The sequence below is a fragment of the Mycobacterium adipatum genome (assembly GCF_001644575.1).
GTDB classification, from domain to species: Bacteria; Actinomycetota; Actinomycetes; order Mycobacteriales; family Mycobacteriaceae; genus Mycobacterium; species Mycobacterium adipatum.
Genome location: NZ_CP015596.1, coordinates 1,921,030 through 1,947,095 on the forward strand (window position 1 = coordinate 1,921,030; position 26,066 = coordinate 1,947,095).

Genomic DNA, 26,066 nt, shown 5'->3' on the forward strand with positions numbered 1-26,066 from the left:
ATCGCCGGCCTGAGACCATGGTGGTATGCGCATCGCCAGGCACATCAGTGAGCTCATCGGCAATACCCCGCTGGTCCAGCTGAACTCGGTGGTCGCACCGGGGTCGGGCCTGGTCGCCGCGAAGATCGAGTACCTCAACCCGGGCGGCAGCTCCAAGGACCGGATCGCGATCAAGATGATCGACGCCGCCGAGGCCTCCGGCGAGCTCAAGCCCGGCGGCACCATCGTCGAACCCACCTCCGGTAACACCGGGGTGGGGCTGGCCCTGGTCGCGCAACAACGCGGTTACCGCTGCGTGTTCGTCTGCCCGGACAAGGTCAGCGAGGACAAGCGGAATGTGCTGCGCGCCTACGGTGCCGAAGTGGTGGTGTGCCCCACCGCCGTCGCCCCGGACGACCCGGCCAGCTATTACAGCGTGTCCAACCGTTTGGTCGAGGAGATCGAGGGGGCCTGGAAACCCGACCAGTACTCCAACCCGATGGGGCCGGAGAGCCATTACGAGACCACCGGTCCCGAGATCTGGGCCGATACCGACGGCAAGATCACGCACTTTGTCGCCGGTGTGGGCACCGGTGGCACCATCACCGGCACCGGTCGCTACCTCAAGGAGGTGTCCGGCGGCCGCGTCCAGGTGATCGGCGCCGATCCGGAGGGGTCGGTCTATTCGGGCGGTACCGGTCGCCCGTACCTCGTAGAAGGCGTCGGCGAGGATTTCTGGCCCAGCGCATACGATCCCGCCGTCCCGGACCGCATCATCGCGGTGTCCGATGCCGACTCCTTCGAGATGACGCGGCGACTGGCCCGCGAGGAGGCCCTGCTGGTCGGCGGATCGTGCGGGATGGCGGTGGTGGCCGCGCTGAAGGTCGCCGAGGAGGCCGGACCCGACGCCGTGGTGGTGGTGCTGCTCCCCGACGGTGGACGCGGTTACCTGTCAAAGGTTTTCAACGATGCCTGGATGTCCTCGTACGGTTTCCTGCGCAGCAGGCTGGACGGTTCCGTCGACGACGTCACGGTCGGAGAGGTGTTGCGCCGCAAGTCCGGTGAACTGCCGGATCTGGTGCACACCCATCCGTCCGAGACGGTGCGCGACGCCATCAGCATCCTGCGCGAGTACGGGGTGTCGCAGATGCCGGTGGTGGGCGCCGAACCTCCGGTGATGGCCGGCGAGGTGGCGGGCAGTGTGTCCGAAAGGGAGCTGCTGTCAGCGGTTTTCGAAGGACGGGCAAAGCTGGCCGACGCTGTGGCGCTGCACATGAGTGAGCCCCTGCCGCTGATCGGATCCGGTGAACTACTCGGAACCGCGGCAAAAGAGCTGCGGGACAGCGACGCTGTCATGGTCGTCGAGGACGGCAAGCCGATCGGCGTGCTGACCCGCCATGACCTGTTGGGATCGCTGTCCGAGAGCGCCGCGCATCGCTAGGGTGGGCGAATCGCACTGATTGCGTTGGCAAACACGGTGTGCGGCGCGGTCGTATCCGGTCGATGAAGTTGGTGTTAGTGCCGCCACACCGGCCTTTTTCTCCGGTAGGGTTACACGCCGCAGAACCAGCTAATTTCCTGACCTGGAAGGCGCCCGATGACCGAGCAACCGCCACCACCTCCCGGGAATTACCCGCCGCCTCCGCCCCCACCGCCCGGTGGGTACCCGCCGCCCCCGCAGGGTGGATTCCCCCCGCCGCCCCCGGGTGGCGGTTACGGTGGTCCGCCGCCCGGTGCCGGATTGCCGAAAGAGGCGTACACGCCGTGGTTGACGCGCGTGCTGGCGTGGATCATCGACATCCTGCCGGTGGCCATCCTGGAGGGCATCGGTTACGGCCTGCTGCTGGGAACCCGGGAGACGGTGTGTGTGACCGACACCTCCGAATACGATCTCGGTGAGTTCTGCGCCACCGGCGCTTCGACGCTGGGCCAGGTGTCCTTCGCGATCACCTGGATTCTGGCGCTCGCCTTCGTCATCTGGAATTACGGCTACCGGCAGGGGACAACGGGCTCCAGCATCGGCAAGAGCATCCTGAAGTTCAAGGTGGTCAGCGAAAGCACCGGCCAGCCAATCGGATTCGGCATGTCGATCGTGCGTCAGATCGCGCATGTGGTGGACGCCATCATCTGCTACATCGGCTACCTGTTCCCGCTGTGGGATGCCAAGCGCCAGACGATCGCCGACAAGATCATCAAGACGGTCTGCCTGCCCCTCTGAGATTCGTACGAACACCGTTTCACCGGACACGCTGGACCGCGGATTCGCCGCTGCGGGAAAGGTTTTCACTACGACCACGGCGGTTCACTTCAAACCTCGACGCGAAGAGAAGGCGCCATGACCCAGCCACCACCCCCGCCGGGCGGTTACCCACCACCCCCGGAGAACGTCCCGCCGCCGGGCGGATACCCGCCGCCGCAGGGCAACTACCCGCCGCCAGGTGGCTACCCGCCGCCGCCGCAGTATTACCCGCCGCCGCAAGGCAATTACCCGCCGCCCGGTTACCCGCCGCCGGGCAACTACCCGCCGCCCGGCGCCCCCGCCTACAGCGTGGGAGAAGCCGTCTCCTGGGCGTGGAACAAGTTCAGCAAGAACGTCACGGCGATCCTGGTGCCCACTTTGGTGTTCGGGGTGGTCTACGCCGTGCTGCAGACCGTGATCCAGACGATCACCTCGGCGTTCAGCACGGTGGACAGCACGTCCTACGGTGACGGTTACGCCGCGAGCATCTCGCTGGGGCTCGGCGGGATCGTGGTCTCCATCATCGGCGCCGTCGTGACGGTGATCGTGGCGGCGGTGGTGCAGTCGGCCTATATCGGCGGCATGCTCGACATCGCCAACGGGCAACCGGTGCAGATCGGGTCGTTCTTCACGCCGCGCAATGTCGTCAACGTCATCATCGCCTCGGTTCTGTCCAGCATCATCGTGGGCATCGGTGTGTTGCTGTGCATCGTCCCGGGTGTCATCGCCACCATCCTGTTGCTGTTCACCACGGCCGTCGTCGTCGACCGGAATGTGTCCGGCGTCGAGGGCCTGCGCGCCAGCTTCGCCATCGCCAAGGCGAATTTCGGTCCGACGGCACTGACCTGGTTGACCACCATCGGCGTCGGCATCCTCGGTGTGCTGGCCTGCCTGGTCGGCCTCGTCGTCGCGTACCCGATGATCGCGCTGATCACGGTGTACGCCTACCGCAAGCTCAGCGGTGGATATGTGGCACCGCCGACACCATAGTGATCATGAACGCCGCAGGCGTGCCAGAGTGTCATAGGCTCACCCCAGGCGTCGGTCCGCGCAGTTCTGGCGCGGACCGGAGTTCCATTGTCAGCTACCAGTCGCACGAGAAGGTGACATGACTCAACCACCACCCCCGCCCGGCGGATATCCGCCGCCGCCCGAGAACGTCCCGCCGCAGGGGAACTACCCCCCGCCCGGCAATTACCCGCCGCCGCAAGGGGATTACCCGCCGCCCCCGCAGGGCAACTATCCGCCACCCCCGCAGGGTGGTTACCCGCCACCCCCGCAGGGCGGGTATCCGCCGCCCCCACCCCCCGGCGGATACCCGCCACCGCCGCAGGGCGGTTATGCACCGCCGCCGCCCGGCGGATACCCGCCGGCCGGATACCCCGGGGCGCCGGCACAGTTCGGCGTCGGTGAGGCGTTCTCGTGGGCCTGGAACAAGTTCAGCAAGAACGCGGCCGCGCTGATCGTCCCGACCCTGGTCTACGCGTTGATCGTGGGCATCGTCGGCGGCATCGTCTACGGTCTGGCCTTCGCGCTGGCCCCCAGCGGCGTGACCACCTACGACAGCTATGACTCGGGCTTCAGCTACGAGTACAGCGCGGGCTTCGGCGTGGCCAGCTTCATCGTGCTGGCGCTCGGCGGTCTGGTGCTGCTGGTGCTGCTGGCGGCGATCTCGTCGGCCTATATCAGCGGCATCCTGGACATCGCCAACGGCGTTCCGGTGACCGCGGGTTCGTTCTTCAAGCCCCGCCTGATCGGCCCCGTCATCATCGCCACCGTGCTCGTCGGCATCGCGACCTCGATCGGTAGCGCCCTGTGCTACATCCCGGGCCTCATCGTGTCGATCTTCGCGTTCTTCACCACCGTCGCGCTGTTGGACCGCAACCTGTCGGCCATCGACGCGATCAAGATGAGCATCGATATCGCCAAGAACAATTTCGTCCAGGTGCTGATCGTCTGGCTGCTGTTCTCGGTGATGCTGTCCGTCGGCTCCTTCGTGTGCCTGGTCGGATTGCTGGTCGCGGCACCGGTCGCGATCCTGTTCGAGGTGTACGCCTTCCGGCGCCTGACCGGCGGACAGGTTGCACCGCTGACGCCATAAACGCGGTAACGCACGGGACGGGGTGGGCCGGCAACGGTCCACCCCGTTTCGTGTTTCGGGTCCCCACTACCCTGATCCGCATGGGTGAACAGCGAAGCGCGCACGACGCACACCGGTGGCAGGGTCTGGCGACCCGGGCCATCCACGCCGGGTTCCGGCCCGATCCGGCCACCGGCGCCGTGAACGCCCCGATCTACGCCAGTTCCACCTTCGCCCAGGACGGCGTCGGTGGCCTGCGCGGCGGTTACGAATACGCCCGCACCGGCAACCCCACCCGCGCCGCGCTGGAAGCGTCGCTGGCCGCCGTGGAGGAGGCCGACTACGGCCGGGCCTTCGCCTCGGGGATGGCTGCCACCGACTGCGCGCTGCGTGCCCTACTGCGCCCCGGCGACCACGTGGTGATCCCCGACGACGCCTACGGCGGTACCTTCCGCCTGATCGACAAGGTGTTCACCCAGTGGGGCATTGCGTACACGCCGGTGGCGCTGTCGGATCTGGACGCGGTGGCGGCCGCGCTCACCGCGACGACGAAGCTGGTCTGGGTCGAGACACCCACCAACCCGCTGCTGTCGGTCGCCGATATTGCCGGGATCGCCGAGATCTCCCACCGGGCGGGCGCGAAGCTGCTGGTGGACAACACCTTTGCCTCGCCGGCGCTGCAGCGGCCGCTGACCCTGGGCGCCGATATCGTGCTGCACTCGACGACGAAGTACATCGGCGGGCATTCCGATGTGGTCGGTGGCGCGCTGCTGACCAGCGACGAGGAACTCGACACCGCGTTCGCCTTCCTGCAGAACGGCGCGGGCGCCGTCCCCGGACCCTTCGACGCCTACCTGACCATGCGCGGGCTCAAGACCCTGGTGCTGCGCATGCAACGGCACAGTGAGAACGCCGCCAAGGTCGCCGAGTTCCTGGTCGAGCATCCGGCCATCGAATCGGTGCTCTATCCCGGCCTGCCCAGCCACCCCAACCACGAGGTGGCCGCCAAGCAGATGTCCGGCTTCGGCGGCATGGTGTCGGTGCGCCTGCGCGGCGGCCGGGCCGCGGCCCAGGATTTCTGCGCCCGGACCGAGATTTTCATCCTGGCCGAATCCCTCGGTGGGGTGGAATCCCTGATCGAGCATCCCGGCGCGATGACCCACGCCTCGACGGCGGGGTCCCAACTGGAGGTGCCCGAGGATCTGGTCCGGCTGTCGGTGGGCATCGAGGAGGCCGCCGACCTGCTCGGCGATCTGGAGCAGGCGCTGCGCTAGGAGCCCAGGGCCGGCCGCAGCGCAGACACCGTGACGGCCAGGTTGATCTCCGGCAGTCCGGTCGGTGACTCGTCGACCCAGCTGCCCAGTGCGATCTCGCCGGCGCGGGCGTGCACCCAGCGCCAGCCGCGGTCGTTGAGGCTCAGCAGCGCCCCGAGACCGTCGGTGGCGTGCAGCAGCGAGATGATGGCCGCTGTCGGCGGGGCCGGCGGGCGGCGGTCGAACAGGGCCGACAGCAGCGCCGACCGCGCCGGGCCGGCGCGGTCGCGGTTCACCAGTGGCAGCACCGGTTCCGCGGACGCGGCCCACTTCGTGAAACTCTTGGACGGCAACGGGATCCGGCGGATCTGCGCGCTGCGCTCCAGGTGTGCGACGAGACGGTCCTCGGTGTGCCTGCTGAGTTTGGTGATCGCCGCCGCCGGCTTCAACGGCCGTTGCGAGAGCAACTCCAGGGCCGGTCCGGTGATTGGATCCAGCGGGCCCGTCCCGGTCAGCGCGATCAGGCGCCCGGCCGGTTCACCCTCGACCGACGGCCGGACACGGCAGGACCAGGCCAGATCCAGCAGGGTGGCCGCGCCGAGAACGCGTTGCCTGCGCCGTCGGTCCAGGCCGGGCCGTCCCGACGCGTTGTCGAGCAGCAGCAGGAACAGGTCCTCGGCGATCTGGGCCACCGGTGAAACCTATCGTCCGCTGCGGCGGACGATCTCAGGAGTGGTAGGGCTCCGCGCTGAGCAGGGTCACCGTGACGGTGCTGCCGTTGGGAATGGTGTAGCTGCGGGTGTCGCCGACCTTGGCGTCGAGCAGCGCCTCACCCAGGGGAGACTTGGGCGAGTACACCTCCAGCTTGCCGTCGCTGACGCCTTCCTGGCGGGTCGCGATCAGGAATGTCTCGGTGTCGTTCTTGTCATCGCCGTACTGCACCTTGACCACCGAGCCGGGCAGTGCGACGCCGGACTGCTTGGGGGCCTCGCCGACCTTGGCGTTGTTCAGCAGCTCCTGGAGCTGACGGATGCGCGCCTCTTCCTGGCCCTGCTGCTCGCGGGCGGCATGGTATCCACCGTTCTCGCGCAGGTCGCCCTCTTCGCGGCGGTCGTTGATCTCGGCGGCGATGACGGGACGATTGGCGATCAGCTGATCGAGCTCCGCCTTCAGCCGGTCGAAAGCCTCTTCGGTCAGCCAGGTGACCTGAGTGTCGGTCATGTCCTCGCGCTCCTGTCGTTGGTATTTTCTCGCGCGCTGTATCGCGTGGGAAGGTCGTGTATCGCCGCGATCGCAGGCGCCGTGGCAGCGCGCTAATGCAGCAATACACGGCTCCAGCCGGAACCGTGTATCGGCCAAGCTTACCACCGACGCGTCGAGCGGTTTTCACGATTTCGCCGTTCGCCGTTCGCCGGGGGGACGTTTCTAGGGCGCCACCAGATAGCCCGGCACGTCCATCCCGCAGCCATAGATATCGCCGACGACCGGCGGTTTGGTGGATTTGACCACCGCGTCGATCACCACCGAGGTGGCGGTCGACGGGGGCACCAGAATCTCCCGGCGGCCGGTCTCGTCGCCGTTGATGGAACGGGCCCGCACGATGCACACCGCGGGCCGCGACGGATCGGCCCGGGTGACGGTGATCGTCACCGCCACCGTCTCGTCGTCGATGATCTGATAGCCACCGATCTCGCCCTTCACATCGGCCCCGAACCGCTGGAACGCGACGAGCGCGATCACCACACCTACCGTCACAATCAGTAGGAACAGCCCGATCCCCACCCGGCGACGGGTGCGTCGGGACAACTTTTGCCGCCCGTAACGGGCGGTGGGACGCTCGATGGTCAAGGTTAAGGGTGCCCGTCGGTCAGTTGGTTCGACTACGACTGGAACTATAGAGCGGTGGGCATACGCGAGAGGGACGCCTCGTTGGATCAGACACTATGACTGAATTGCGCTTGATGGCGGTGCACGCCCACCCCGATGACGAGTCCAGTAAGGGAGCGGCCACCACGGCCCGCTACGCGGCCGAGGGTGCCCGGGTCCTGGTGGTGACCCTCACCGGCGGCGAACGCGGTGACATCCTCAACCCCGCGATGGACATCCCCGAGGTGCACGGACGCATCCACGAGGTGCGCCGGGACGAGATGGCCAAGGCCGCCGAGATCCTGGGCGTCGAGCACCATTGGCTGGGCTATGTGGACTCCGGGCTGCCCGAGGGCGATCCGTTGCCGCCGCTGCCGGAGGGGTCCTTTGCCACCGTGCCGCTGGACGGGCCGACCGAGGCGCTGGTGCGGGTCATCCGGGAGTTCCGCCCGCACGTCCTGACCACCTACGACGAGAACGGCGGATACCCGCACCCGGATCACATCCGCTGCCACGAAGTGTCCGTCGCCGCCTACGAGGCGGCCGCCGACCATGTGCGTTACCCCGACGCCGGGGAGCCCTGGGCGGTGGCCAAGCTGTACTACAACCACGGTTTCCTGCGGCAGCGGATGCAGGTGCTGCAGGACGAGTTCGCCAAGCATGGCCAGGACGGCCCGTTCGGCAAGTGGCTGGACAACTGGGATGCCGAGGAGGACCTGATCGAGCAGCGGGTGACCACCCGGGTGGAATGCGCGAAGTTCTTCGCCCAGCGGGACGAGGCACTGCTCGCGCACGCCACGCAGATCGACCCGAAGAGTTTCTTCTTCACCACCCCGATGGAGTGGCAGCAGCGGCTCTGGCCGACCGAGGAATTCGAACTCGCGCGGTCCCGCGTCCCGGTGCAGCTGCCCGAGACCGACCTCTTCACAGGGATCAAGACATGACAGATGTACTCCTGATCGCCGCCGGCCTGCTGGCCGAGGAGGGGCCGCGGCAGACCGGCCCGGATTTCGGCAAGGCCAGCCCCGTTGGTCTGCTGGTGCTGGTGGTGCTGCTGATCGGCACCTTCGCGCTGGTGTGGTCGATGAACCGGCACCTCAAGAAGCTGCCGGAATCCTTCGACCCGGAGCATCCCGAACCCGACCAGGCCGTCGACGAGGGCACAACAGGTGAGTTCAAGGACGAACCCAAGGGGTAACACCCTGGCCGAGGCGACCAGCCCGTACCTGCGTCAGCACGCCGGCAACCCGGTGCACTGGCGGCAGTGGGACGCGCAGGCGCTGGCCGAGGCCGCCGCCCGCGATGTGCCGATCCTGCTGTCCGTCGGATATGCCGCCTGCCACTGGTGCCATGTGATGGCGCACGAGACCTTCGAGTCCGAAGACGTCGCGGCCGCGGTCAACGACGATTTCGTCTGCATCAAGGTCGATCGCGAGGAGCGTCCGGACCTGGACGCCATCTACATGAATGCCACCGTCGCGTTGACCGGCCAGGGCGGCTGGCCGATGACGTGCTTTCTGACCCCGGACGGGCGCCCCTTCTTCTGCGGCACCTACTACCCCAGGGATGGCTTCCTGCAGCTCGTTGCGGCCGTCACGCAGACCTGGCGGCAGCGGCGCGGCGAGGTCGAGAAAGCCTCCGACGATATCGCCGCCGAACTGCGGGCGATGAGCACCGGGCTGCCGGGGTCGGGACCCGCGCTTGCGCCCCGGCTGTGTGATGACGCGGTGGCCGCGGTGCTGGGTGCGGAGGACACCGAACGTGGCGGCTTCGTCGACAATGCGCACGCAGCGCCCAAATTCCCGCCATCGACACTGTTGGAAGCTCTGTTGCGGCACTACGAACGCACCGGTTCCGAGCAGGTGCTCGCGACGGTGGAGCGGACCGGCGTGGCGATGGCGCGCGGCGGCATCTACGACCAGCTTGCCGGCGGATTCGCGCGGTACAGCGTGGACGCGTCCTGGGTGGTGCCGCATTTCGAGAAGATGCTCTACGACAACGCGCTGCTGCTGCGGTTCTACGCGCACTGGGCGCGGGTCACCGGGAATCCGTTGGCGCGCAGGATCGCCGACGAGACGGCCCGGTTCCTCATCGACGGTCTCGGCGCGGGGGGCATGTTCACCTCATCGCTGGACGCCGACTCCGACGGGGTGGAGGGCCTGACCTATGCGTGGACGCCCGCACAGCTGCGCGATGTTCTCGGCGACGACACCGACTGGGCCGCTGCGCTTTTCGGAGTGACGGCGAGTGGCACCTTCGAGCGCGGCAGCTCGGTGCTGCAGCTGCGCTGCGACCCCGACGACTGGGGCCGCTTCGAGCGGGTGCGTACCGCGTTGCTCGCTGCCCGCGCGCAGCGGCCCCAGCCCGGTCGTGACGCCTTGGTTGTGACGGCCTGGAACGGCCTGGCCATCACCGCGCTCATCGAGGCATCGGTGGCGTTGGGCAAACCCGAATACGCCGACGCCGCAACGGTATGCGCGCGTGAGCTGGTGGCCCTGCATCTTCTCGGCGGACGGCTGCGCCGCGCGAGCCTCGGCGGTGTGGTCGGCGAGAGCCCGGCGGTCTTGGAGGACTACGCGTCGCTGATCACCGCGATGTGTGGGCTGTACCAGCACACCGGCGGGTCGTCCTGGCTCACCACCGCCACCGGTCTGCTGGACACCGTGCTGGAGCATTTCGCCGAACCCGGCCGGCCGGGTCGCTGGTTCGATACCGCCGACGACGCGGAGGCGCTGGTGCTACGACCGTCGGATCCGCTCGACGGCGCCACCCCGTCGGGGGCGTCCGCGGTCGCTGAGGCCCTGCAGCTGGCGGCGCACCTCACCGGGGATCCGCGCTACGCCGCTGCCGCCGAAGCCACGCTGGCGTCGGCGACCAGCGTGCTGGCGAAAGCCCCACGCTCTGGCGGACATTGGCTCGCGGTCGCCGAGGCCGCCGTGCGCGGGCCCCTGCAGATCGCGGTGGCGTGTGACCCGCCGACCTCGGAGTTGCTGGCCGCGGCACGCAGGCTCGCGCCCGGAGGAGCGGTGGTGGTCGGCGGGCCGATGGACTCGTCGGAGTTGCTGGCCGGACGCGACCGGGTGGGTGGGCGCGACGCGGCCTACGTGTGTCGCGGGCGGGTCTGCGATCTGCCGGTCCACACAGTGGAAGATCTTGCGACCGCGCTCAAGCGGTCCGTGTAACCTGCGGCACATGAGCTTCGAGCCCGATGTCTTGCAAGGTTTCGTCCAGCGTTACCTGGACACCGTCGTCACCGGCAGCGCGCAGGACGTCGCCGCGCTATACGCCGAGGACGCCACCCTGGAGGATCCGGTGGGCGGCGGTGAGGTGCACATCGGGCGGCAGGCGATCGCCGGCTTCTACAACAACGTCGCCGGTGTCGAGGTGAAGACCGAGCTGCTGTCCTTCCGGGCGGGCGGCAGCGAGGCCGCCTTCGTCTTCGCCATCACCGTCGGCGGGTCGATGCGCATCGAGCCCATCGAGGTGATGACCTTCAACGCCGACGGCCAGATCACCTCGATGCGGGCCTTCTGGGGACCCGCCGACATCACCACGCTCTAGCAGCTCAGAAGACGGCGAACCACATCGCGATGTAGTGGCACAGCGCCGCGACGGCGGTGCAGGCATGGAAGAACTCGTGGTGGCCGAAGGTGGTCGGCCACGGGTTGGGCCACTTGAGCCCATAGAGCACCCCGCCGATGCTGTAGAGCGCGCCGCCGACGATCAGCAGCACCACCGCGGCCAGCCCGGCGCCGTCCATGATCGGCCCGATGAACCACGCCGCGACCCAGCCCAGCAGCAAGTAGAGCGGCACCCCCACCCAGCGCGGCGCCGACGGCCAGAACATCTTGAGGAACACCCCGGCGATGGCGCCGCCCCAGACGATCCAGAACAGCACCATGCCCTTGGATTCGGGCAGCGCCAGCAACGCGAACGGTGTGTAGCTGCCGGCGATGAAGATGAAGATCATCGAATGGTCGAGGCGCTTCATCCACTTACGGGCGCGTGGTGACTGCCAGGTCACCCGGTGATAGGTGCCGCTGACGGCGAACATCGCCACGATGGTGAACGTGTAGAGCAGCGTGGCCAGCCCGGCGCGGGTGGACTCCAGCGACCAGGACACCGCGACCAGGGCGGCGCCGGCGATGAACGCGACCACCGCGGAGTACACGTGGATCCAGCCACGGGCCCGTGGGCGACCGAGAAACTGTGCGACGCCTTCGGCGAAAGCCTCGGGCAGATCCTCGGCCGGTGGAACGGCCGCTGACCGGTACGGCCGACCGGAGTCGATGGGCGTGGACATGTCACCTCCCATGAGTGGCACGGAACTGCGTCATGATGACAGTAGTCTTGTTGGCTGTGGAGATCATTCCGCCGCGACTCAAGGAGCCGGCCTACCGGCTGTATGAATTGCGGCTGCGCAGGGAATTGGCGCAATCGAGATCCCAACTGCCACGCCACATCGCCGTATTGTGTGACGGAAATCGCCGCTGGGCCCGCGACGCCGGGTTCGACGATGTCAGCTACGGCTACCGCAAGGGCGCGGCGAAGATCGCCGAGATGCTGCGCTGGTGCCAGGCCGCCGGTATCGAGCTGACGACGGTCTATCTGCTGTCCACCGAGAATTTGCAGCGCGACCCCGACGAACTCGCCGCGCTCATCGAGATCATCACCGATGTCGTCGAGGAGATCTGCGACCCGGCCAACCGCTGGAGCGTGCGCACCGTCGGTGACCTGGAGCTGCTCGGCGAGGAGCCGGCGCGCCGGCTGCGCGACGCCGTCGAGGGCACGGTGGGCACCTCGGCGCCCGGTGCGTTGCAGGTCAACGTCGCCGTCGGCTACGGCGGCCGGCAGGAGATCGTCGATGCGGTGCGCGGCCTGCTGAGCAAGGAACTGGCCAACGGCGCCACCGCCGAACAGCTCATCGAGTCCGTCACCGTCGACGCCATCTCGGAGAACCTGTACACCTCGGGCCAGCCCGATCCCGATCTGGTCATCCGAACCTCCGGTGAGCAACGACTCTCGGGATTCCTGCTGTGGCAGAGCGCCTATTCGGAGATGTGGTTCACCGAGGCGCACTGGCCGGCGTTCCGCCGGGTGGACTTCCTGCGCGCATTGCGCGACTACACCATGCGGCACCGCAGGCACGGCAGGTAGCCCGATGGCGGGCCTGTCGGCAGTGGTCTTCGCGCTCAGCTGGTGGCTCGGGTTGTATCTGCTCGCGCGAGATCCGCGCAAGCCGGTGCTGGTGCTGGCCGCCGCGGGGTTGACGAGTTTCGCCGCCGTCGTGGCCCTCGACGCCGTGCGGGTGAGTACCGAATCCGCTGCGTTGGGCCGGATCGAGATCTACCTGGTGGCGTTGCCGGGCATCTTCTGGTTCGCGGTGCTCGCCGAACTGTCCCGGCCGGGCGAGACGGGGCGCGGTCGGGTGCGCGAGATCGTGCTGGTCTGCGCGGTGGCGGCGGTGGCGTTCACCGGCGCAGCCCTGGCCGGCAGCGTGTCGGGGCCGCTGCGCGCCGGGCACTGGGCGATGTTCGCCGCCGTCTCGGTGCCGTCGCTGGGGGCCATGGTGACCGCGGTGCTGCGCCCTGCCCAACCGGTGCCGGTGGTGCGGTTCGTCCTGGTGGCCACCCTGTTCTTCGCGCTCGGCAACGCGATCCTGGTGATCCCGCTCGGTCTGCTGCCGAGCTGGCTGGCGCTGGCCTCCACCGGCTTCGACGTGGCACTGCTCGGCGTCGCGGTGGCGCTCTGGGATGCCTTCGACGAAGGACAGGCGCTGCGCGCGGACATGCTGCGGTCCTTCATCGCCACGGCGGCGATCGCGACGCTGTTCGGTGGACAGGCGGTCATCGGGCTGGCGGTCGCGGGCCCTTCGGCGACGACCGCGTTGACCGTGTTGTTGTTCACCAGCCTGGCCATCGCCATCACGATCAACGTGCTGGCCGACCCGCTGGCCGGTGTGCTGGACCGGCTGGTGTTCTCGCGCTCACCCGCGCTGCGCGCCGAGCGCGCCGCCCTGCGCAGCACCGAGGCGGCGTTGCCACTGCGGGCGCACAACCCGCTCGACGAGCTCGACGATGACACCTTCGCCAGGTTGACCCGGCGCGCGCTGGGGCATTACGGCGATCTGTCCAAACTGGTGGCCAGCCCGCTGACCGCGCTGCCGGCCATCGACGAGCGGCTGGCGGCCCGTGGGGCGGCGGATCAGCCGCTGGAGCGGGCCAACGAACTCAAGGCGTTGCTCGCCGACCGCATCGCCGCACTCAAACCGCGGGACGGTGGCGACTTCGGCACCAGCGAACAGTGGCGGCACTACAACTCGCTGTACTTTCCCTACGTCGTCGGCGTGCGCGCCTATGCGCAGAATGCGACCGCGGCCGGCCTGGATCCGGTGGCGCGGCAGGCCTGGCAGTGGCTGGTCACCGAGGTGCCGCAGCGCTCACTGCACAACTGGCAGAACGCGGCGGCCCGCGTCATCGCCGCCGATCTGCGCGGCGGGCTGCTGGCGCAGGCTCGCTGACCTCCACCCGAGGCCTCTTCTCCTAGGCCTCGTCCCTCGGCCGCATCGGCGTGACCTGCGGTTGGCAGTGCTTGGCAGCGTCCGGCGTCGAGCTGGCAGTGCCCGGCGAGCAGGGTCGAAGACGTCAGAAGTTCGTCCGACCCACCGGTGCGGGGTGTCCCGCGCATCCGGGGTGCAGGTGCCCGGGTGTCGAGGCTCGCGGAGGCGCCCGCACCGGTCTGAGACACCGCCGCATTCACTGGTTCCCCCGAAAGGAAGCTCCATGTCCGCCATCACCGCCCCTGCCGTATCCACCCGACCCGACTCCTTCCTGCGTCTCGCCATGCGCGCCGATGCGGTGATCAGTGGCGCCGCCGGCGTCGGGCTCCTGCTCCTGGCCCGTCAGGTGGCCGAGGTGTCGGGCACCACCGCCACCGTCGAATACGCGACCGGCGCGTTCTTCGTCGTGTTCAGCGCCATTGTGCTGGCGCTGGCGGCGCGGCCGGCCGTGCGCACAGCCGGGCTGCTGCTGGCCATCGGCAACCTGCTCTTCAGCGTGCTCACCGTGGTGGTGGTGCTCGCCGGCGTCTGGCCGTTGACCACCACCGGGGTGATCCTGACGCTCGGCACCGGCGCCTACACCCTGGTGATGGCCGAGCTGCAGTACGTCGGCGTGCGCCGCATCTGAAGCGAGCGAGATCAGAGCTTGCGCAGGCGCAGCCGGTTGATCGAGTGATCGGCGTCCTTGCGCAACACCAGGGTGGCGCGCGGCCGGGTCGGCAGGATGTTCTCGATCAGGTTGGGACGGTTGATCGAATGCCAGATGTCGCGGGCGGCGAACACCGCCTGCTCATCGGTGAGCGTCGAGTAGTGGTGGAAGTGCGAGGCCGGGTCGGCGAACGCGCCGGCCCGCATCGAGAGGAATCGCGAGATGTACCACTGCTCGATGTCCTCGACGCGGGCGTCGACGTACAGCGAGAAGTCGAACAGGTCCGACACCATCAGCGCGGGGCCGGTCTGCAACACGTTGAGACCCTCGAGGATGAGGATGTCCGGCTGGCGGATCATCTGCTTCTCACCCGGGACGATGTCGTAGATCAGGTGTGAATACACCGGCGCGCAGACCTTGTCGGCGCCCGATTTCACCGCGGTGACAAACCGCATCAAGGCCCGGCGGTCGTAACTCTCCGGGAAACCCTTTCGGTGCATGAGGTTTCGTCGCTGCAGCTCGGCATTGGGGTAGAGGAACCCGTCGGTCGTGACCAGGTCGACGCGGGGGTGGTGCTCCCAGCGGGCCAGCAGGGCCTTGAGTACACGCGCGGTGGTGGACTTACCGACCGCCACGCTGCCGGCGACGCCGATGACGAAGGGGACCGGCCGGTCCGGGTTCTGCTCGCCGAGGAACTCGGCGGTCGCGGCGAACAGGCGCTGGTGCGCGGCGACCTGCAGATGGAGCAGTCGGGCCAGCGGCAGGTACACGTCCTCGACCTCGGCCAGGTCCATCTGCTCGCCGAGGCCGCGCAGCCCGAGGAGTTCGGCTTCGGTCAGGGCCAACGGGGTCGACATACGCAACGAGCGCCATTGGGTCCGGTCGAACTCCACATATGGGCTCGGCTCGCTGGGCCGCGGCATATCGCAAGTCTTGCATTTACGGTTGACGGTATGGACGCCAGCACCCTCATTGACGAATATCTCTTGCTCGGTCTGCGCTTCGACCGGGTCGAGGAGGGATACGTCGACTCGTTCGTCGGCGACCCGGCGCTGCGCCAGCGGGTCGCCGACGAACCCGCACCCGACCCGGCCGAGCTGGCCCGCACCGCCCGGCGGCTGCTGGCCGAGGTGCCGGCCGCCGGCCTGGACGCCCAGCGCGCCGACTATCTGGCCGCGCATCTGAAGGCGCTGGCCTGCGCCGGGCGCAAGTTCGCCGGCGAGGAGGTCGGGTTCGTCGAGGAGGTGCGCGAGTACTTCGACGTCGACATCGTCAAGGGCGACCCCGACGGCTACCGCGACGCCCACCAGAAGCTCGACGAAGCCCTGGGCGGCAGCGGGCCGTTGGCTGCGCGGCTGCAGGCCTACCGCGCCGGTGAGGAGATCCCGCCGGAGCGACTGGAGGAATGCATCCACGCGTTCTCCTCGGCGCTGCGCGACACGGTGCGCGCCACCTTTCCGCTGCCCGAGACCGAGACGATCACCTACGAGGTGGTCACCGACAAACCGTGGTCGGGCTTCAACTACTACCTGGGCGACTACACCTCGACGGTCGCGGTCAACGCCGACCTCAAACAGCAGATGTCGAACCTGCCGCGCCTCGTCGCGCACGAGTCCTATCCGGGCCACCACACCGAGCACTGCCGCAAGGAGGCAGGTCTGGTGGCCGCCCAGAATCAGCAGGAGCAGACCATCTTCCTGGTCAACACCCCGCAATGCCTGATGGCCGAGGGGCTGGCGGACCTGGCGCTCTACGCCGTGCAGGGACCGTCCTGGGGCGCCTGGGCGGCGGAGATCTACGCCGATCTGGGCCTGCGGTTCGACGGTGAGCGGTCGGCGGCCATCTCCGAGGCCGCCGCGGCACTGGCCGATGTGCGCCAGGACGCGGCACTGATGCTGCACGACGAACACCGCGACGCCGACGAGGTGGCGGCATATCTGAGCCGCTGGCTGCTGGTCAACGATGAACGGGCCCGGCAGATGCTGCGGTTCCTGTCCTCCCCGCTGTGGCGCGCATACACCAGCACCTATGTCGAGGGGTACCGGTTGCTGCGGGCGTGGATCGATGACCGGCCGGCGCAGGTGTCGCTGACCGAGCGCTTCACCAGGCTGCTCGACGAGCCGCTGATCCCGTCCAGCCTGCGGTAACTGAGGGTCGGAGCCGGGCGATAAGCTGAGCCCATGACTGCCGACTCGTCGTTGACCGCTCCGGGTGTCGAATACGCCGCCACCGCCAGCGAGGCCTACCGGGCCGCGCTGGCCGTGATCGAGTCGGTTGAGCCCCGCATTGCCGCCGCAACCCGCAAAGAGCTTGCCGATCAACGTGATTCGCTCAAGCTGATCGCCAGTGAGAACTACGCGTCGCCGGCCGTGCTGTTGACCATGGGCACCTGGTTCTCCGACAAGTACGCCGAGGGCACCATCGGGCACCGCTTCTATGCGGCCTGCCAGAACGTCGACACCGTCGAGGCGCTGGCCGCCGAGCACGCCCGCGAACTGTTCGGCGCCCCGTATGCCTACGCGCAGCCGCACTCGGGCATCGACGCGAACCTGGTGGCGTTCTGGGCGATCCTGGCCACCCGGGTCGAGGCTCCGGGCCTGGCCGAACTCGGCGCCAAACACGTCAACGACCTGTCCGAGCAGGACTGGGAGAAGCTGCGCGCCAAGCTGGGCAACCAGCGGCTGCTGGGCATGTCGTTGGACACCGGCGGACACCTGACCCACGGTTTCCGGCCCAACATCTCGGGCAAGATGTTCCATCAGCGCAGCTACGGCACCGACGCGCAGACCGGCCTCATCGATTACGACGCGGTGGCCGCCGCGGCCCGCGAGTTCAAGCCGCTGATCCTGGTCGCCGGCTACTCCGCCTACCCGCGCCGGGTGAACTTCGCCAAGATGCGTGAGATCGCCGACGAGGTGGGTGCCACCCTGATGGTCGATATGGCGCACTTCGCCGGTCTGGTGGCCGGCAAGGTCTTCACCGGCGACGAGGACCCGGTGCCGCATGCGCATGTCACCACCACCACCACGCACAAGTCGTTGCGCGGACCGCGCGGCGGCCTGGTGCTGGCCACCGAGGAGTACGCGCCCGCCGTCGACAAGGGCTGCCCGATGGTGCTGGGCGGACCGCTCTCGCACGTGATGGCCGCCAAGGCCGTCGCGCTGGCCGAGGCCCGTCAGCCCGCGTTCCGCGAGTACGCCCAGGCGGTCGCCGACAACGCCCAGGCGCTGGCCGAGGGCTTCACCAAGCGCGGCGCCCGTTTGGTCACCGGCGGCACCGACAACCACCTGGTGCTGCTCGACGTCACCTCGTTCGGGCTGACCGGCCGGCAGGCCGAGTCGGCGCTGCTGGACGCCGGCGTGGTCACCAACCGCAACGCCATCCCGGCCGACCCGAACGGCGCCTGGTACACCAGCGGCATCCGCTTCGGCACCCCGGCACTCACCACCCGCGGCTTCGGCGCCGCCGAGTTCGACAAGGTCGCCGAGCTGGTCGTCGACGTGCTGTCCAACACGGCCGCCGAGGGCTCGTCGAAGGCGAAGTACACCACCGCCGACGGTGTGGCCGACCGGGTGCACGCCGCCTCCGCCGAGATCCTGGCGGCCAACCCGCTCTATCCGGGATTGACGCTGTAGAACACGCCGGGCGGGCGGATTTTAAAAACGTGTGAATGCGGGTTACAGTTACTTTTATGGCTGAGAAACCCGTTGCCAACGCGTTGATCCTTGAGCTCGAGCCGGTCGTGGCGGAGAACCTGTCGCGCCATCTGGCCACCGAGGAACCCTGGTACGGCCACGACTACGTGCCGTTCGACCAGGGCGAGAACTTTGCGTTCCTCGGCGGTAAGGACTGGGATCCCTCCGATGTGACGCTGCCCAAGCCGATCACCGATGCCTGCGAGATCCTGCTCATCACCAAGGACAATCTGGCCGCGCACCATCGCGAGATCGTCGAGCACTTCATTCTCGAGGAGAAGTGGGGCCGCTGGATCGGTCGCTGGACCGCCGAGGAGCACCTGCACGCCATCGCGCTGCGCAACTACCTGGTGGTCACCCGGGAGATCGACCCCGCCGCCAACGAGGATGTGCGCGTCGAGCACGTCATGAAGGGCTACCGGGCCGACCGTTTCACCCAGATCGAGACCCTGGTCTTCATGGCCCTGTTCGAACGCGCGCACGCCGTGTTCACCCGCAATCTGCAGGCGCAGATCACCGAGCCCACGCTGAAGGGCCTGATCGGCCGGATCGCCGCCGACGAGGAACGCCATGAGGAGTTCTTCGCCAACCTGGTGGCGCACTGCCTGGCCGGCGACACCCGTGCCGAGACCGTCGCCGCCATCGCGCGCCGGGCCGCCGCGTTCGAGGTCGTCGGCGGTGACATCGAGGCCTACGCCGACAAACGCGCCGTCGTCGCCGAGGCAGGCATCTTCGACGAGGCCGCCCGACGTGCCGTGATCGCCGACCGGATTGCCGCCTGGGGTGTCGCCGAGGAACCAGAGTTACGAGAGTTCACCGGCGCGTAACCTGTTGTGCCGGTTGACCCGGCGCGCCGTCAGGCGGTCCTGCTTCGGCGGGGGTAGCGTCGATTCCGATGGCTAGCGAATTGCTTTGCTGTCCGGGCGGTACCGATCTTTTCGCGAGAACGGGACCGGCCCCGGTCCTCGGTACCGCGGTGCCCGCCGAAACGCTTCCGCGGGGCCGCGGAGGTTGAGGAGCGCCTCGTGACCGATTCGCCGATCAGGACCTATGTGCTCGACACTTCCGTGCTGCTGTCCGATCCCTGGGCATGCACACGGTTCGCCGAGCATGAGGTGGTTGTCCCTCTCGTGGTTATCAGCGAGCTGGAGGCCAAACGGCACCATCACGAACTTGGCTGGTTCGCCCGCCAGGCCCTGCGGCTGTTCGACGACCTGCGCTTGAAACACGGGCGGCTGGATCAGCCGATTCCCGTCGGCAGCCAGGGTGGCGTGCTGCACATCGAGCTCAACCACAGCGACCCCACCGTCCTGCCGGTCGGCTTCCGCACCGACACCAATGACGCCCGCATCCTGACGTGTGCGGCCAACCTGGCCGCCGAGGGTAAGAACGTCACCCTGGTGAGCAAGGACATCCCGCTGCGGGTCAAGGCGGGTGCGGTCGGGGTGGACGCCGACGAGTACCACGCCCAGGACGTCGTGACCTCGGGCTGGACCGGGATGGACGAGCTCGACGTGTCCGGCGAGGACATCGACACGCTGTTCGCCGACGGTGACCTGGATCTGGCCGAGGCGCGAGACCTGCCGTGTCACACCGGTGTGCGGCTGCTCGGCGGCGGCTCCTCGGCGCTGGGCAGGGTGAACGCGGACAAACGGGTGCAGTTGGTGCGCGGTGATCGCGAGGTGTTCGGCCTCCGGGGAAGGTCAGCCGAACAACGCGTGGCGCTGGATCTGCTGCTCGACGAGTCCGTCGGCATCGTGTCGCTGGGCGGCAAGGCCGGCACCGGCAAATCGGCGCTGGCACTGTGCGCCGGACTGGAGGCGGTGCTCGAACGGCGCACCCAGCGCAAGGTGGTCGTCTTCCGCCCGCTGTACGCGGTCGGTGGGCAGGACCTCGGTTACCTGCCGGGCAGCGAGAGCGAGAAGATGGGCCCGTGGGCGCAGGCGGTCTTCGACACCCTGGAGGGTCTGGCCAGCCCGGCCGTCCTCGAGGAGGTGCTCAGCCGCGGGATGCTGGAGGTGCTGCCGCTCACCCACATCCGCGGCCGGTCGCTGCACGATTCCTTCGTGATCGTCGACGAGGCGCAGTCGCTGGAACGCAACGTGCTGCTGACGGTGCTGTCCCGCCTCGGTTCGGGTTCACGGGTGGTGCTCACCCACGATGTCGCCCAGCGTGACAACCTGCGCGTCGGCCGGCACGACGGTGTCGCGGCCGTCATCGAGAAGCTCAAGGGGCACCCGCTGTTCGCGCACATCACCCTGATGCGCAGCGAGCGTTCCCCGATCGCGGCGCTGGTCACCGAGATGTTGGAGGAGATCACCCCCGACGCGCTGCCCTGAGAAGTGATTTGTGGAGCCGCAGCCGTAATGGTTACGGTGTCGTGTCTCGGGACATCGCTGACACATATGTCTCGGGACATCGCTGACACTTATGGTGCCGGTTGGGGCTCGCGAGTGCGATAGCTGCGGGTGGTCTTGTCGCCGGGTTGATATCTGCGTTTGGGGTTGGCGACCAGTGTGCGCACGAGTCGGTTTCCGCTGAAGATCGTGATGTGGTCGCCGTCGCGGATGGCGTGGCATTGGTGCCCGGCCCACCGCAGCCCGACATTGACGTCGTAGGGGCCCACGTTGAGTCGTCCGGTTTTCTTATCGACGACGTTGCAGGTGACAAAGACCGGTCCCGGCAGCGGCCGGGGTGCTGGGCGAGCGGATACGGTGGCGCTGAATACGGCCGCCGGCGTCACCCCGCGGTGGGCACGGTGGCGACGGTGATGGTTGTAGAAATCGCGGAACGCGTCCAAAAGCGTATTGAGTTCAGCGATGGTCATCGGCGCCCTCTGGGCCCGCAGCCATTTCTTCAGGGTCTGCCAGAACCGTTCGATCTTGCCGCAGGTCTGCGGGTGATACGGGGTGGAGTTGATGGTCTGGGTCCCCAGCGTGCGCAGGTTGATCTCGAAGGCTGACTCGTGGCCGCGCAGGCGACCGGTGTAAACGGAGCCGTTGTCTGTCAACGACATTGCCGGAATCCCGCACTCCCAGATACCGGCCATGATGACTGCCCAGACCAGCTCCCCGTCGGCATCACCGGTGGCCGCGTGCAGCCCGACCAGGTACCGGGAGTGATCATCGAGGGTGCCTGCGATCGCGACGTGGGTGCCATCGGCGAGTTGCCATTGCGTCCAGTCCGACTGCCAACACTCGTTGGGTCGGGTGAAGCAGAAGCGTTTGGTCGCTGATTTCGGCCGTTTCTGCGGCTGCGGGGTGATCATGCTATGGCGAGTCAGGATCCGCCACACCGTCGATCGTGAAGGCACCAGCGCGGCATCGACAGTACTGTCGTCGCGCAGTGACCACACGATGGATTCCGGCCCATGATCAACGCCTTGGTCAAGCAACCGCTGCCGGCGATCCAGGACCAGCTTCTCTACCACCGCGCTGCTCTGCCCTGGGCACCGACGCGGGCGCCGCGACAGGTCCTGCAGCCCGGCCAGGCCGTGCTGCAGGAACCGTCGTCGCCACTTGTAGAACGTCTCTCGGGAGATGTTCTCGCGGCGGCAGAACTCCGCCACATTGTCGATCTGCCCGGCCAACGCCGCAGCCATGCGAATGTCCATCGCCGTCACCTTCTGGGCCATGAACCATCCTGGTCGCGGCCCTACTCAGGTGTCAGCGATGTCCCGAGACATACATGTGTCAGCGATGTCCCGAAACCGGACACCGCAACCATTACGGCTGAGACTCCACAAATCGCGGGGTTCGGTAGGCTGCCAGCGTGAAACGGGCCTGGCTGTGGACGGTGGCGGGGGCCGTTGCCGCCGTGCTGATCGTGGTGGCGGGCGCGCTGAGCGGTCACATCCGCCGCGCGGACGCCGACACCGTCGACTGCACCGTGCAGAAGTGTGTGGCGCTGACGTTCGACGACGGGCCCGGCCCGTACACCGACCGGTTGCTCAAGGTGCTGGCCGACAATGACGCGAAGGCCACCTTCTTCCTGATCGGCAACAAGGTGGCCGCCGATCCGGCCGGTGCGCGGCGCATCGCCGACGCCGGCATGGAGATCGGCAGCCACACCTGGGAACACCCCAACATGACAGCGATCCCTGTCGAGGACATCCCGGCCCAGTTCAGCAAGGCCAACGCGGCCATCGAGGCCGCAACGGGTCAGCGCCCGACGCTGGTGCGCACCGCGGGCGGCCTTGTCGACGATCAGGTGCTCGCCGAGGCCGGTAAACAGGGGCTGGCCGACATCAACTGGGATGTCATCCCGTTCGACTGGGCCAACGACGCCAACCTCGCTGCCAGCCGCCAGATCCTGATGACCCAGATCAAACCGGGTTCGGTGGTGCTGCTGCACGACACCTACTCCTCGACCGTGGACCTGGTCTACCAGTTCATCCCGGTGCTCAAGGCCAACGGCTATCACCTGGTCACGGTCAGTCAGCTGCTCGGCCCGCGCGCCCCGGGCAGCCTGTACGGCAGCCGCGAAAACGGTCCACCCGCAAACGATTTGCGTGATATCCCGGCGGACGGGATCCCGGCGCTGCCCGCCACCTCGTCGCCGCCGCCGATGCCGAACTTCCCGATCACCGACATCCCGAACGCCAACTCCGGGGGACCCAACAACGGGGCATGAGGTTTGTCACCGCACCGCGGCGGCTACTCCTGCGGGCATGACGAGTCTGGTGGATCAATACGTCGGCGCCACCGCGTACGACGTGTCGGGCGACAAGATCGGCAAAATCGGCAAACTGTTCGTCGACGGGCGCAGCCGGGAACCCCGGTGGGCCGCGGTGCGCATGGGTCTGTTCGGCAAGACGCACGCGCTGATCCCGCTCACGGGCTCCCGGCAGGAGGGCCGGTCGGTCACCGTCACCGTCACCAAGGCCGCCGTCAAGGACGCCCCGAAGCCCATGGGCGGCGAGGGCGTCACCGTGGATGAGGCCGCCGAGTTGTCCCGGCACTACCGCCTCGACGAGCCGCAGCCCGACGCGCCCGAACCGCCGGCGCCGCATTCGACCGCGCTCAACATCGCCTCGGTGGCCGCGGGTATCGGCGGCACCGCGGTGAACACGGCCGCGTGGAATGTGGCCGACCCGGCGGAGAATCAGCATCCCGACACCTTCGAGGAGCCGGAGCCGAGCCGTTAGGACGCCCGGGCGCGCGAGCAGACGCAAATGGCCGCCAAAACCGGGGTTTTGGCGGCCATTCGTGTCTGCTCGGCGGATGCCGGCTATTCGCCCGGCTTGACCTTCGCCATCGCCAGCACGTCGAGGCGGCGGTCCAGCTCCTCCTCGGACAGCTTGTCCCCGATCAGGCCGCGGTCGATCACGGTCTGGCGGATGGTCTTGCGCTCCTTGAGGGCTTCCTTGGCGACCTTGGCGGCCTCCTCGTAACCGATGGCCGAGTTCAGCGGCGTCACGATGGACGGCGAGGACTCGGCCAGCTCGCGCAGGTGTGCCTCGTTGGCGACCAGCCCGTCGATGCACTTGACCGCGAACAGCTTCGAGACGTTGGCCAGCAGCGTGAAGGACTCCAGCACATTGCGGGCCATCATCGGGATGTAGACGTTGAGTTCGAAAGCCCCGGACAGTCCGCCGACGGTGACCGCGGCGTCGTTGCCGATGACCTGGGCGGCCACCTGGGTAACGGCCTCGGGCAGCACCGGGTTGACCTTGCCCGGCATGATCGAGCTGCCCGGCTGCAGGTCCGGCAGTTGCAGCTCGCCCAGACCGGTCAGCGGGCCCGAGCCCATCCAGCGCACGTCGTTGGCGATCTTGGTCAGCGACACCGCGATGGTCTTGAGTGCGCCGGAGGCCTCGACGAGCCCGTCGCGGGCAGCCTGGGCTTCGAAAGAGTCGGCGGCGGTGCGCAGTTCGGCGATGCCGGTCTGGTCCACCAGCACCGCGACCACCTTGGCGCCGAAACCGTCCGGAGCGTTCAGGCCGGTGCCGACGGCGGTGCCGCCGATGGCCAGCTCACCGAGGCGGGGCAGCGTGGCCTTGACCCGTTCGATGCCGGCCTCGATCTGGCGGGCGTAGCCGCCGAACTCCTGGCCCAGGGTCACCGGCACGGCATCCATCAGGTGGGTGCGGCCGGACTTGACGGTGGTGCGCCACTGGCGGGCCTTGGCGGCCAGCGACTCGTGCAGGATCTCCAGCGCCGGGATCAGGTGGCGCACAGCCGCTTCGGTTGCCGCGATATGGGTGGCGGTGGGAAAGGTGTCATTGGAGCTCTGCGACATGTTGACATCGTCGTTGGGGTGGATCGTCACGCCGCTAGCCGCGGCAATGCTCGCGATGACCTCGTTGGCGTTCATGTTGGAGCTGGTGCCCGACCCGGTCTGGAAGACGTCGATGGGGAACTGGTCGTCGTGGCGGCCGTCGGCGATCTCGGCGGCGGCGGCAATGATGGCGTCGGCCTTGTCGGCGGCCAGCAGACCGAGGTCCTTGTTCACCTGGGCGCACGCGCCCTTGAGCAGGCCCATCGCCCGAATCTGGGTGCGCTCCAAGGGGCGGAACGAGATCGGGAAGTTCTCCACCGCCCGCTGGGTCTGGGCGCGCCAGAGTGCGTTCTTGGGCACCCGCACCTCGCCCATGGTGTCGTGCTCGATGCGGTACTCGACGTCGCTGTCGGTCATCAGGGTCCTTTTCTGGTTCTTGTGCGGGTCAGGGGAGGGGGTGTGCTGCCGACGAATCCCCGGTGAAGTCCACCGCGGAGTATTCGTTGAGCTTGGCCAGCCGGTGGTAGGCCTCGATCATCCGGACGGTGCCGGACTTGGAGCGCATCACGATCGACTGGGTGGTGGCACCGCCGCCGGAGTACTGAACGCCCTTGAGCAGGTCGCCGTCGGTGACACCGGTGGCCGAGAAGAACACGTTCTCCCCGGAGACCAGATCCTCGGTGTGCAGCACCCGGTCCAGGTCGTAGCCGCGGTCCAGCGCCTTCTGCTTCTCGTCGTCATCGGTGGGGGCCAGGCGGGCCTGGATGGCGCCGCCCATGCAGCGGATGGCGGCGGCGGCGATGATGCCCTCGGGGGTACCGCCGATGCCGACGAGCAGGTCGGTGCCCGAACCTGGCCGGCACGCGGCGATGGCGCCGGCGACGTCACCGTCGGAGATCAGCCGGATGCGGGCGCCGGCGTCGCGGACGTCGGCGATCAGCTGAGCGTGCCGCGGGCGGTCCAGGATGCAGACCGAGAGGTCGGCGACGCTGGACTTCTTCACCTTCGCGACGCGCTTGATGTTCTCGGCGATCGGGGCGGTGATGTCGATGACGTCGGCCGCATCCGGGCCGACGGCGATCTTGTGCATGTAGAACACCGCGGACGGGTCGAACATGGCCCCGCGTTCGGCGACGGCGAGCACCGAGATGGCGTTCGGCATGCCCTTGCTCATCAGGGTGGTGCCGTCGACCGGGTCGACCGCGAAATCGCAGTCCGGCCCGTCTCCGTTGCCGACCTCTTCACCGTTGTAGAGCATCGGGGCGTTGTCCTTCTCGCCCTCGCCGATGACCACCACACCGCGCATCGACACGGAGTTCACCAGCTCACGCATGGCGTCGACGGCGGCCCCGTCCCCACCCTCCTTGTCACCGCGACCGACCCAGCGGCCCGCGGCCATGGCTCCGGCTTCGGTGACTCGGACGAGTTCGAGGGCGAGGTTGCGGTCTGGGGCTTCCCGGCGCGAAGGCGTCATGAGTGCAGATTGTCCCATTAGCGGATCAAAGTTTGGGAACTGGGATACTGGCT

At 68.0% G+C, this 26,066-nt stretch carries 26 protein-coding genes; 18 read left to right on the plus strand and 8 right to left on the minus strand.

All coding sequences use genetic code 11. From position 1 onward, the window contains the following. Positions 1-25 precede the first annotated feature (25 nt). The 5 genes from A7U43_RS09170 (at position 26) to A7U43_RS09190 (ending at position 5,572) form a co-directional block, all read left to right on the plus strand. Complete coding sequence (locus tag A7U43_RS09170) at positions 26-1,420, plus strand: cystathionine beta-synthase (protein ID WP_067993818.1); 1,395 nt, start codon at positions 26-28, stop codon at positions 1,418-1,420. Positions 1,421-1,576: 156 nt separating this feature from the next. Then, the gene (locus tag A7U43_RS09175; protein ID WP_067993821.1) at positions 1,577-2,197 is read left to right on the plus strand and encodes an RDD family protein; all 621 of its coding nucleotides are present in this window, start codon (positions 1,577-1,579) and stop codon (positions 2,195-2,197) included. 117 nt (positions 2,198-2,314) lie between these two features. After that, positions 2,315-3,208 carry a DUF2189 domain-containing protein gene (locus A7U43_RS09180; protein WP_067993824.1) on the plus strand — a complete coding sequence of 298 codons (894 nt, stop codon included), beginning with the start codon at positions 2,315-2,317 and terminating at the stop codon, positions 3,206-3,208. Between the two features lie 118 nt (positions 3,209-3,326). After that, positions 3,327-4,319, plus strand: a complete 993-nt coding sequence (locus tag A7U43_RS09185; protein WP_067993827.1) for a hypothetical protein — start codon at positions 3,327-3,329, stop codon at positions 4,317-4,319. A gap of 80 nt (positions 4,320-4,399) precedes the next feature. Continuing rightward, positions 4,400-5,572, plus strand: a complete 1,173-nt coding sequence (locus tag A7U43_RS09190) for a cystathionine gamma-synthase (RefSeq protein WP_067993828.1) — start codon at positions 4,400-4,402, stop codon at positions 5,570-5,572. Here A7U43_RS09190 and A7U43_RS09195 read toward each other — a convergent pair. The 3 genes from A7U43_RS09195 to A7U43_RS09205 all read right to left on the minus strand — a co-directional run bounded on the left by A7U43_RS09195 (position 5,569) and on the right by A7U43_RS09205 (position 7,399). Beyond that, positions 5,569-6,243: a GOLPH3/VPS74 family protein gene (locus A7U43_RS09195; protein ID WP_067993831.1), complete on the minus strand. Its 675-nt coding sequence runs from the start codon at positions 6,241-6,243 to the stop codon at positions 5,569-5,571. The genes A7U43_RS09190 and A7U43_RS09195 overlap by 4 nt on opposite strands. A 34-nt stretch (positions 6,244-6,277) precedes the next feature. Continuing rightward, positions 6,278-6,772 carry a transcription elongation factor GreA gene (gene greA, locus A7U43_RS09200; RefSeq protein ID WP_067993834.1) on the minus strand — a complete coding sequence of 165 codons (495 nt, stop codon included), beginning with the start codon at positions 6,770-6,772 and terminating at the stop codon, positions 6,278-6,280. A 204-nt stretch (positions 6,773-6,976) separates the two neighbouring features. Further along, the gene (locus tag A7U43_RS09205; RefSeq protein ID WP_067993837.1) at positions 6,977-7,399 is read right to left on the minus strand and encodes a DUF4307 domain-containing protein; all 423 of its coding nucleotides are present in this window, start codon (positions 7,397-7,399) and stop codon (positions 6,977-6,979) included. Positions 7,400-7,494: 95 nt separating this feature from the next. Here A7U43_RS09205 and mca point away from each other — a divergent pair, with 95 nt between their 5' ends. The 4 genes from mca to A7U43_RS09225 are packed head-to-tail and all read left to right on the plus strand — an operon-like array spanning position 7,495 to position 10,978. Then, positions 7,495-8,361, plus strand: a complete 867-nt coding sequence (gene mca, locus A7U43_RS09210; protein WP_067993840.1) for a mycothiol conjugate amidase Mca — start codon at positions 7,495-7,497, stop codon at positions 8,359-8,361. Beyond that, positions 8,358-8,615 (plus strand): hypothetical protein, encoded by a 258-nt coding sequence (locus tag A7U43_RS09215; RefSeq protein WP_067993845.1) that lies wholly within the window; start codon positions 8,358-8,360, stop codon positions 8,613-8,615. Before mca ends, A7U43_RS09215 begins: the two co-directional genes overlap by 4 nt. Beyond that, the gene (locus A7U43_RS09220; RefSeq protein WP_067993849.1) at positions 8,587-10,599 is read left to right on the plus strand and encodes a thioredoxin domain-containing protein; all 2,013 of its coding nucleotides are present in this window, start codon (positions 8,587-8,589) and stop codon (positions 10,597-10,599) included. Before A7U43_RS09215 ends, A7U43_RS09220 begins: the two co-directional genes overlap by 29 nt. 10 nt (positions 10,600-10,609) lie before the next feature. Then, entirely contained in the window at positions 10,610-10,978 is a 369-nt protein-coding gene (locus A7U43_RS09225; protein ID WP_067993853.1) for a nuclear transport factor 2 family protein, read from the plus strand. Positions 10,979-10,982: 4 nt separating this feature from the next. Here A7U43_RS09225 and trhA read toward each other — a convergent pair whose 3' ends face one another. After that, on the minus strand, positions 10,983-11,720 hold the full coding sequence (trhA, locus tag A7U43_RS09230) for a PAQR family membrane homeostasis protein TrhA (RefSeq protein WP_068002263.1): 738 nt from the start codon (positions 11,718-11,720) through the stop codon (positions 10,983-10,985). A 56-nt stretch (positions 11,721-11,776) separates the two neighbouring features. Between trhA and A7U43_RS09235 the strand changes: the two genes are divergently transcribed. The 3 genes from A7U43_RS09235 to A7U43_RS09245 all read left to right on the plus strand — a co-directional run bounded on the left by A7U43_RS09235 (position 11,777) and on the right by A7U43_RS09245 (position 14,604). Beyond that, positions 11,777-12,574, plus strand: a complete 798-nt coding sequence (locus A7U43_RS09235) for a (2Z,6E)-farnesyl diphosphate synthase (protein WP_067993857.1) — start codon at positions 11,777-11,779, stop codon at positions 12,572-12,574. A gap of 4 nt (positions 12,575-12,578) precedes the next feature. Next, the gene (locus A7U43_RS09240; RefSeq protein ID WP_067993859.1) at positions 12,579-13,937 is read left to right on the plus strand and encodes a hypothetical protein; all 1,359 of its coding nucleotides are present in this window, start codon (positions 12,579-12,581) and stop codon (positions 13,935-13,937) included. A 262-nt stretch (positions 13,938-14,199) separates the two neighbouring features. Further along, entirely contained in the window at positions 14,200-14,604 is a 405-nt protein-coding gene (locus A7U43_RS09245) for a hypothetical protein (protein WP_067993862.1), read from the plus strand. An 11-nt stretch (positions 14,605-14,615) separates the two neighbouring features. Here A7U43_RS09245 and coaA read toward each other — a convergent pair whose 3' ends face one another. Further along, on the minus strand, positions 14,616-15,548 hold the full coding sequence (gene coaA / locus A7U43_RS09250; protein ID WP_067993865.1) for a type I pantothenate kinase: 933 nt from the start codon (positions 15,546-15,548) through the stop codon (positions 14,616-14,618). Positions 15,549-15,578: 30 nt separating this feature from the next. On the opposite strand from coaA, the gene A7U43_RS09255 reads away from it, so the two are divergent. The 4 genes from A7U43_RS09255 to A7U43_RS09270 all read left to right on the plus strand — a co-directional run bounded on the left by A7U43_RS09255 (position 15,579) and on the right by A7U43_RS09270 (position 20,659). Continuing rightward, positions 15,579-16,772 carry a DUF885 domain-containing protein gene (locus A7U43_RS09255; RefSeq protein WP_067993868.1) on the plus strand — a complete coding sequence of 398 codons (1,194 nt, stop codon included), beginning with the start codon at positions 15,579-15,581 and terminating at the stop codon, positions 16,770-16,772. Positions 16,773-16,805: 33 nt separating this feature from the next. Continuing rightward, positions 16,806-18,260 (plus strand): glycine hydroxymethyltransferase, encoded by a 1,455-nt coding sequence (locus A7U43_RS09260; protein ID WP_067993871.1) that lies wholly within the window; start codon positions 16,806-16,808, stop codon positions 18,258-18,260. Between the two features lie 56 nt (positions 18,261-18,316). Beyond that, positions 18,317-19,147 (plus strand): acyl-ACP desaturase, encoded by an 831-nt coding sequence (locus A7U43_RS09265; protein WP_067993874.1) that lies wholly within the window; start codon positions 18,317-18,319, stop codon positions 19,145-19,147. A gap of 198 nt (positions 19,148-19,345) precedes the next feature. Continuing rightward, positions 19,346-20,659 carry a PhoH family protein gene (locus A7U43_RS09270; protein ID WP_067993877.1) on the plus strand — a complete coding sequence of 438 codons (1,314 nt, stop codon included), beginning with the start codon at positions 19,346-19,348 and terminating at the stop codon, positions 20,657-20,659. Between the two features lie 89 nt (positions 20,660-20,748). Here the strand turns inward: A7U43_RS09270 and A7U43_RS09275 are convergent, their stop codons facing one another. After that, positions 20,749-21,954, minus strand: a complete 1,206-nt coding sequence (locus A7U43_RS09275) for an integrase core domain-containing protein (protein ID WP_067993882.1) — start codon at positions 21,952-21,954, stop codon at positions 20,749-20,751. Between the two features lie 137 nt (positions 21,955-22,091). Here A7U43_RS09275 and A7U43_RS09280 point away from each other — a divergent pair, with 137 nt between their 5' ends. Together A7U43_RS09280 and A7U43_RS09285 are read left to right on the plus strand one after the other, a co-directional pair. After that, positions 22,092-22,952, plus strand: a complete 861-nt coding sequence (locus A7U43_RS09280) for a polysaccharide deacetylase family protein (RefSeq protein ID WP_067993886.1) — start codon at positions 22,092-22,094, stop codon at positions 22,950-22,952. 37 nt (positions 22,953-22,989) lie between these two features. Continuing rightward, on the plus strand, positions 22,990-23,466 hold the full coding sequence (locus tag A7U43_RS09285; RefSeq protein WP_067993887.1) for a PRC-barrel domain-containing protein: 477 nt from the start codon (positions 22,990-22,992) through the stop codon (positions 23,464-23,466). Between the two features lie 83 nt (positions 23,467-23,549). On the opposite strand, the gene A7U43_RS09290 is transcribed toward A7U43_RS09285, so the two are convergent. Both A7U43_RS09290 and glpX read right to left on the minus strand, forming a co-directional pair. Further along, positions 23,550-24,956 carry a class II fumarate hydratase gene (locus tag A7U43_RS09290; RefSeq protein ID WP_067993890.1) on the minus strand — a complete coding sequence of 469 codons (1,407 nt, stop codon included), beginning with the start codon at positions 24,954-24,956 and terminating at the stop codon, positions 23,550-23,552. Between the two features lie 28 nt (positions 24,957-24,984). Then, on the minus strand, positions 24,985-26,013 hold the full coding sequence (glpX, locus tag A7U43_RS09295; protein WP_067993892.1) for a class II fructose-bisphosphatase: 1,029 nt from the start codon (positions 26,011-26,013) through the stop codon (positions 24,985-24,987). Between the last annotated feature and the right edge of the window lie 53 nt (positions 26,014-26,066).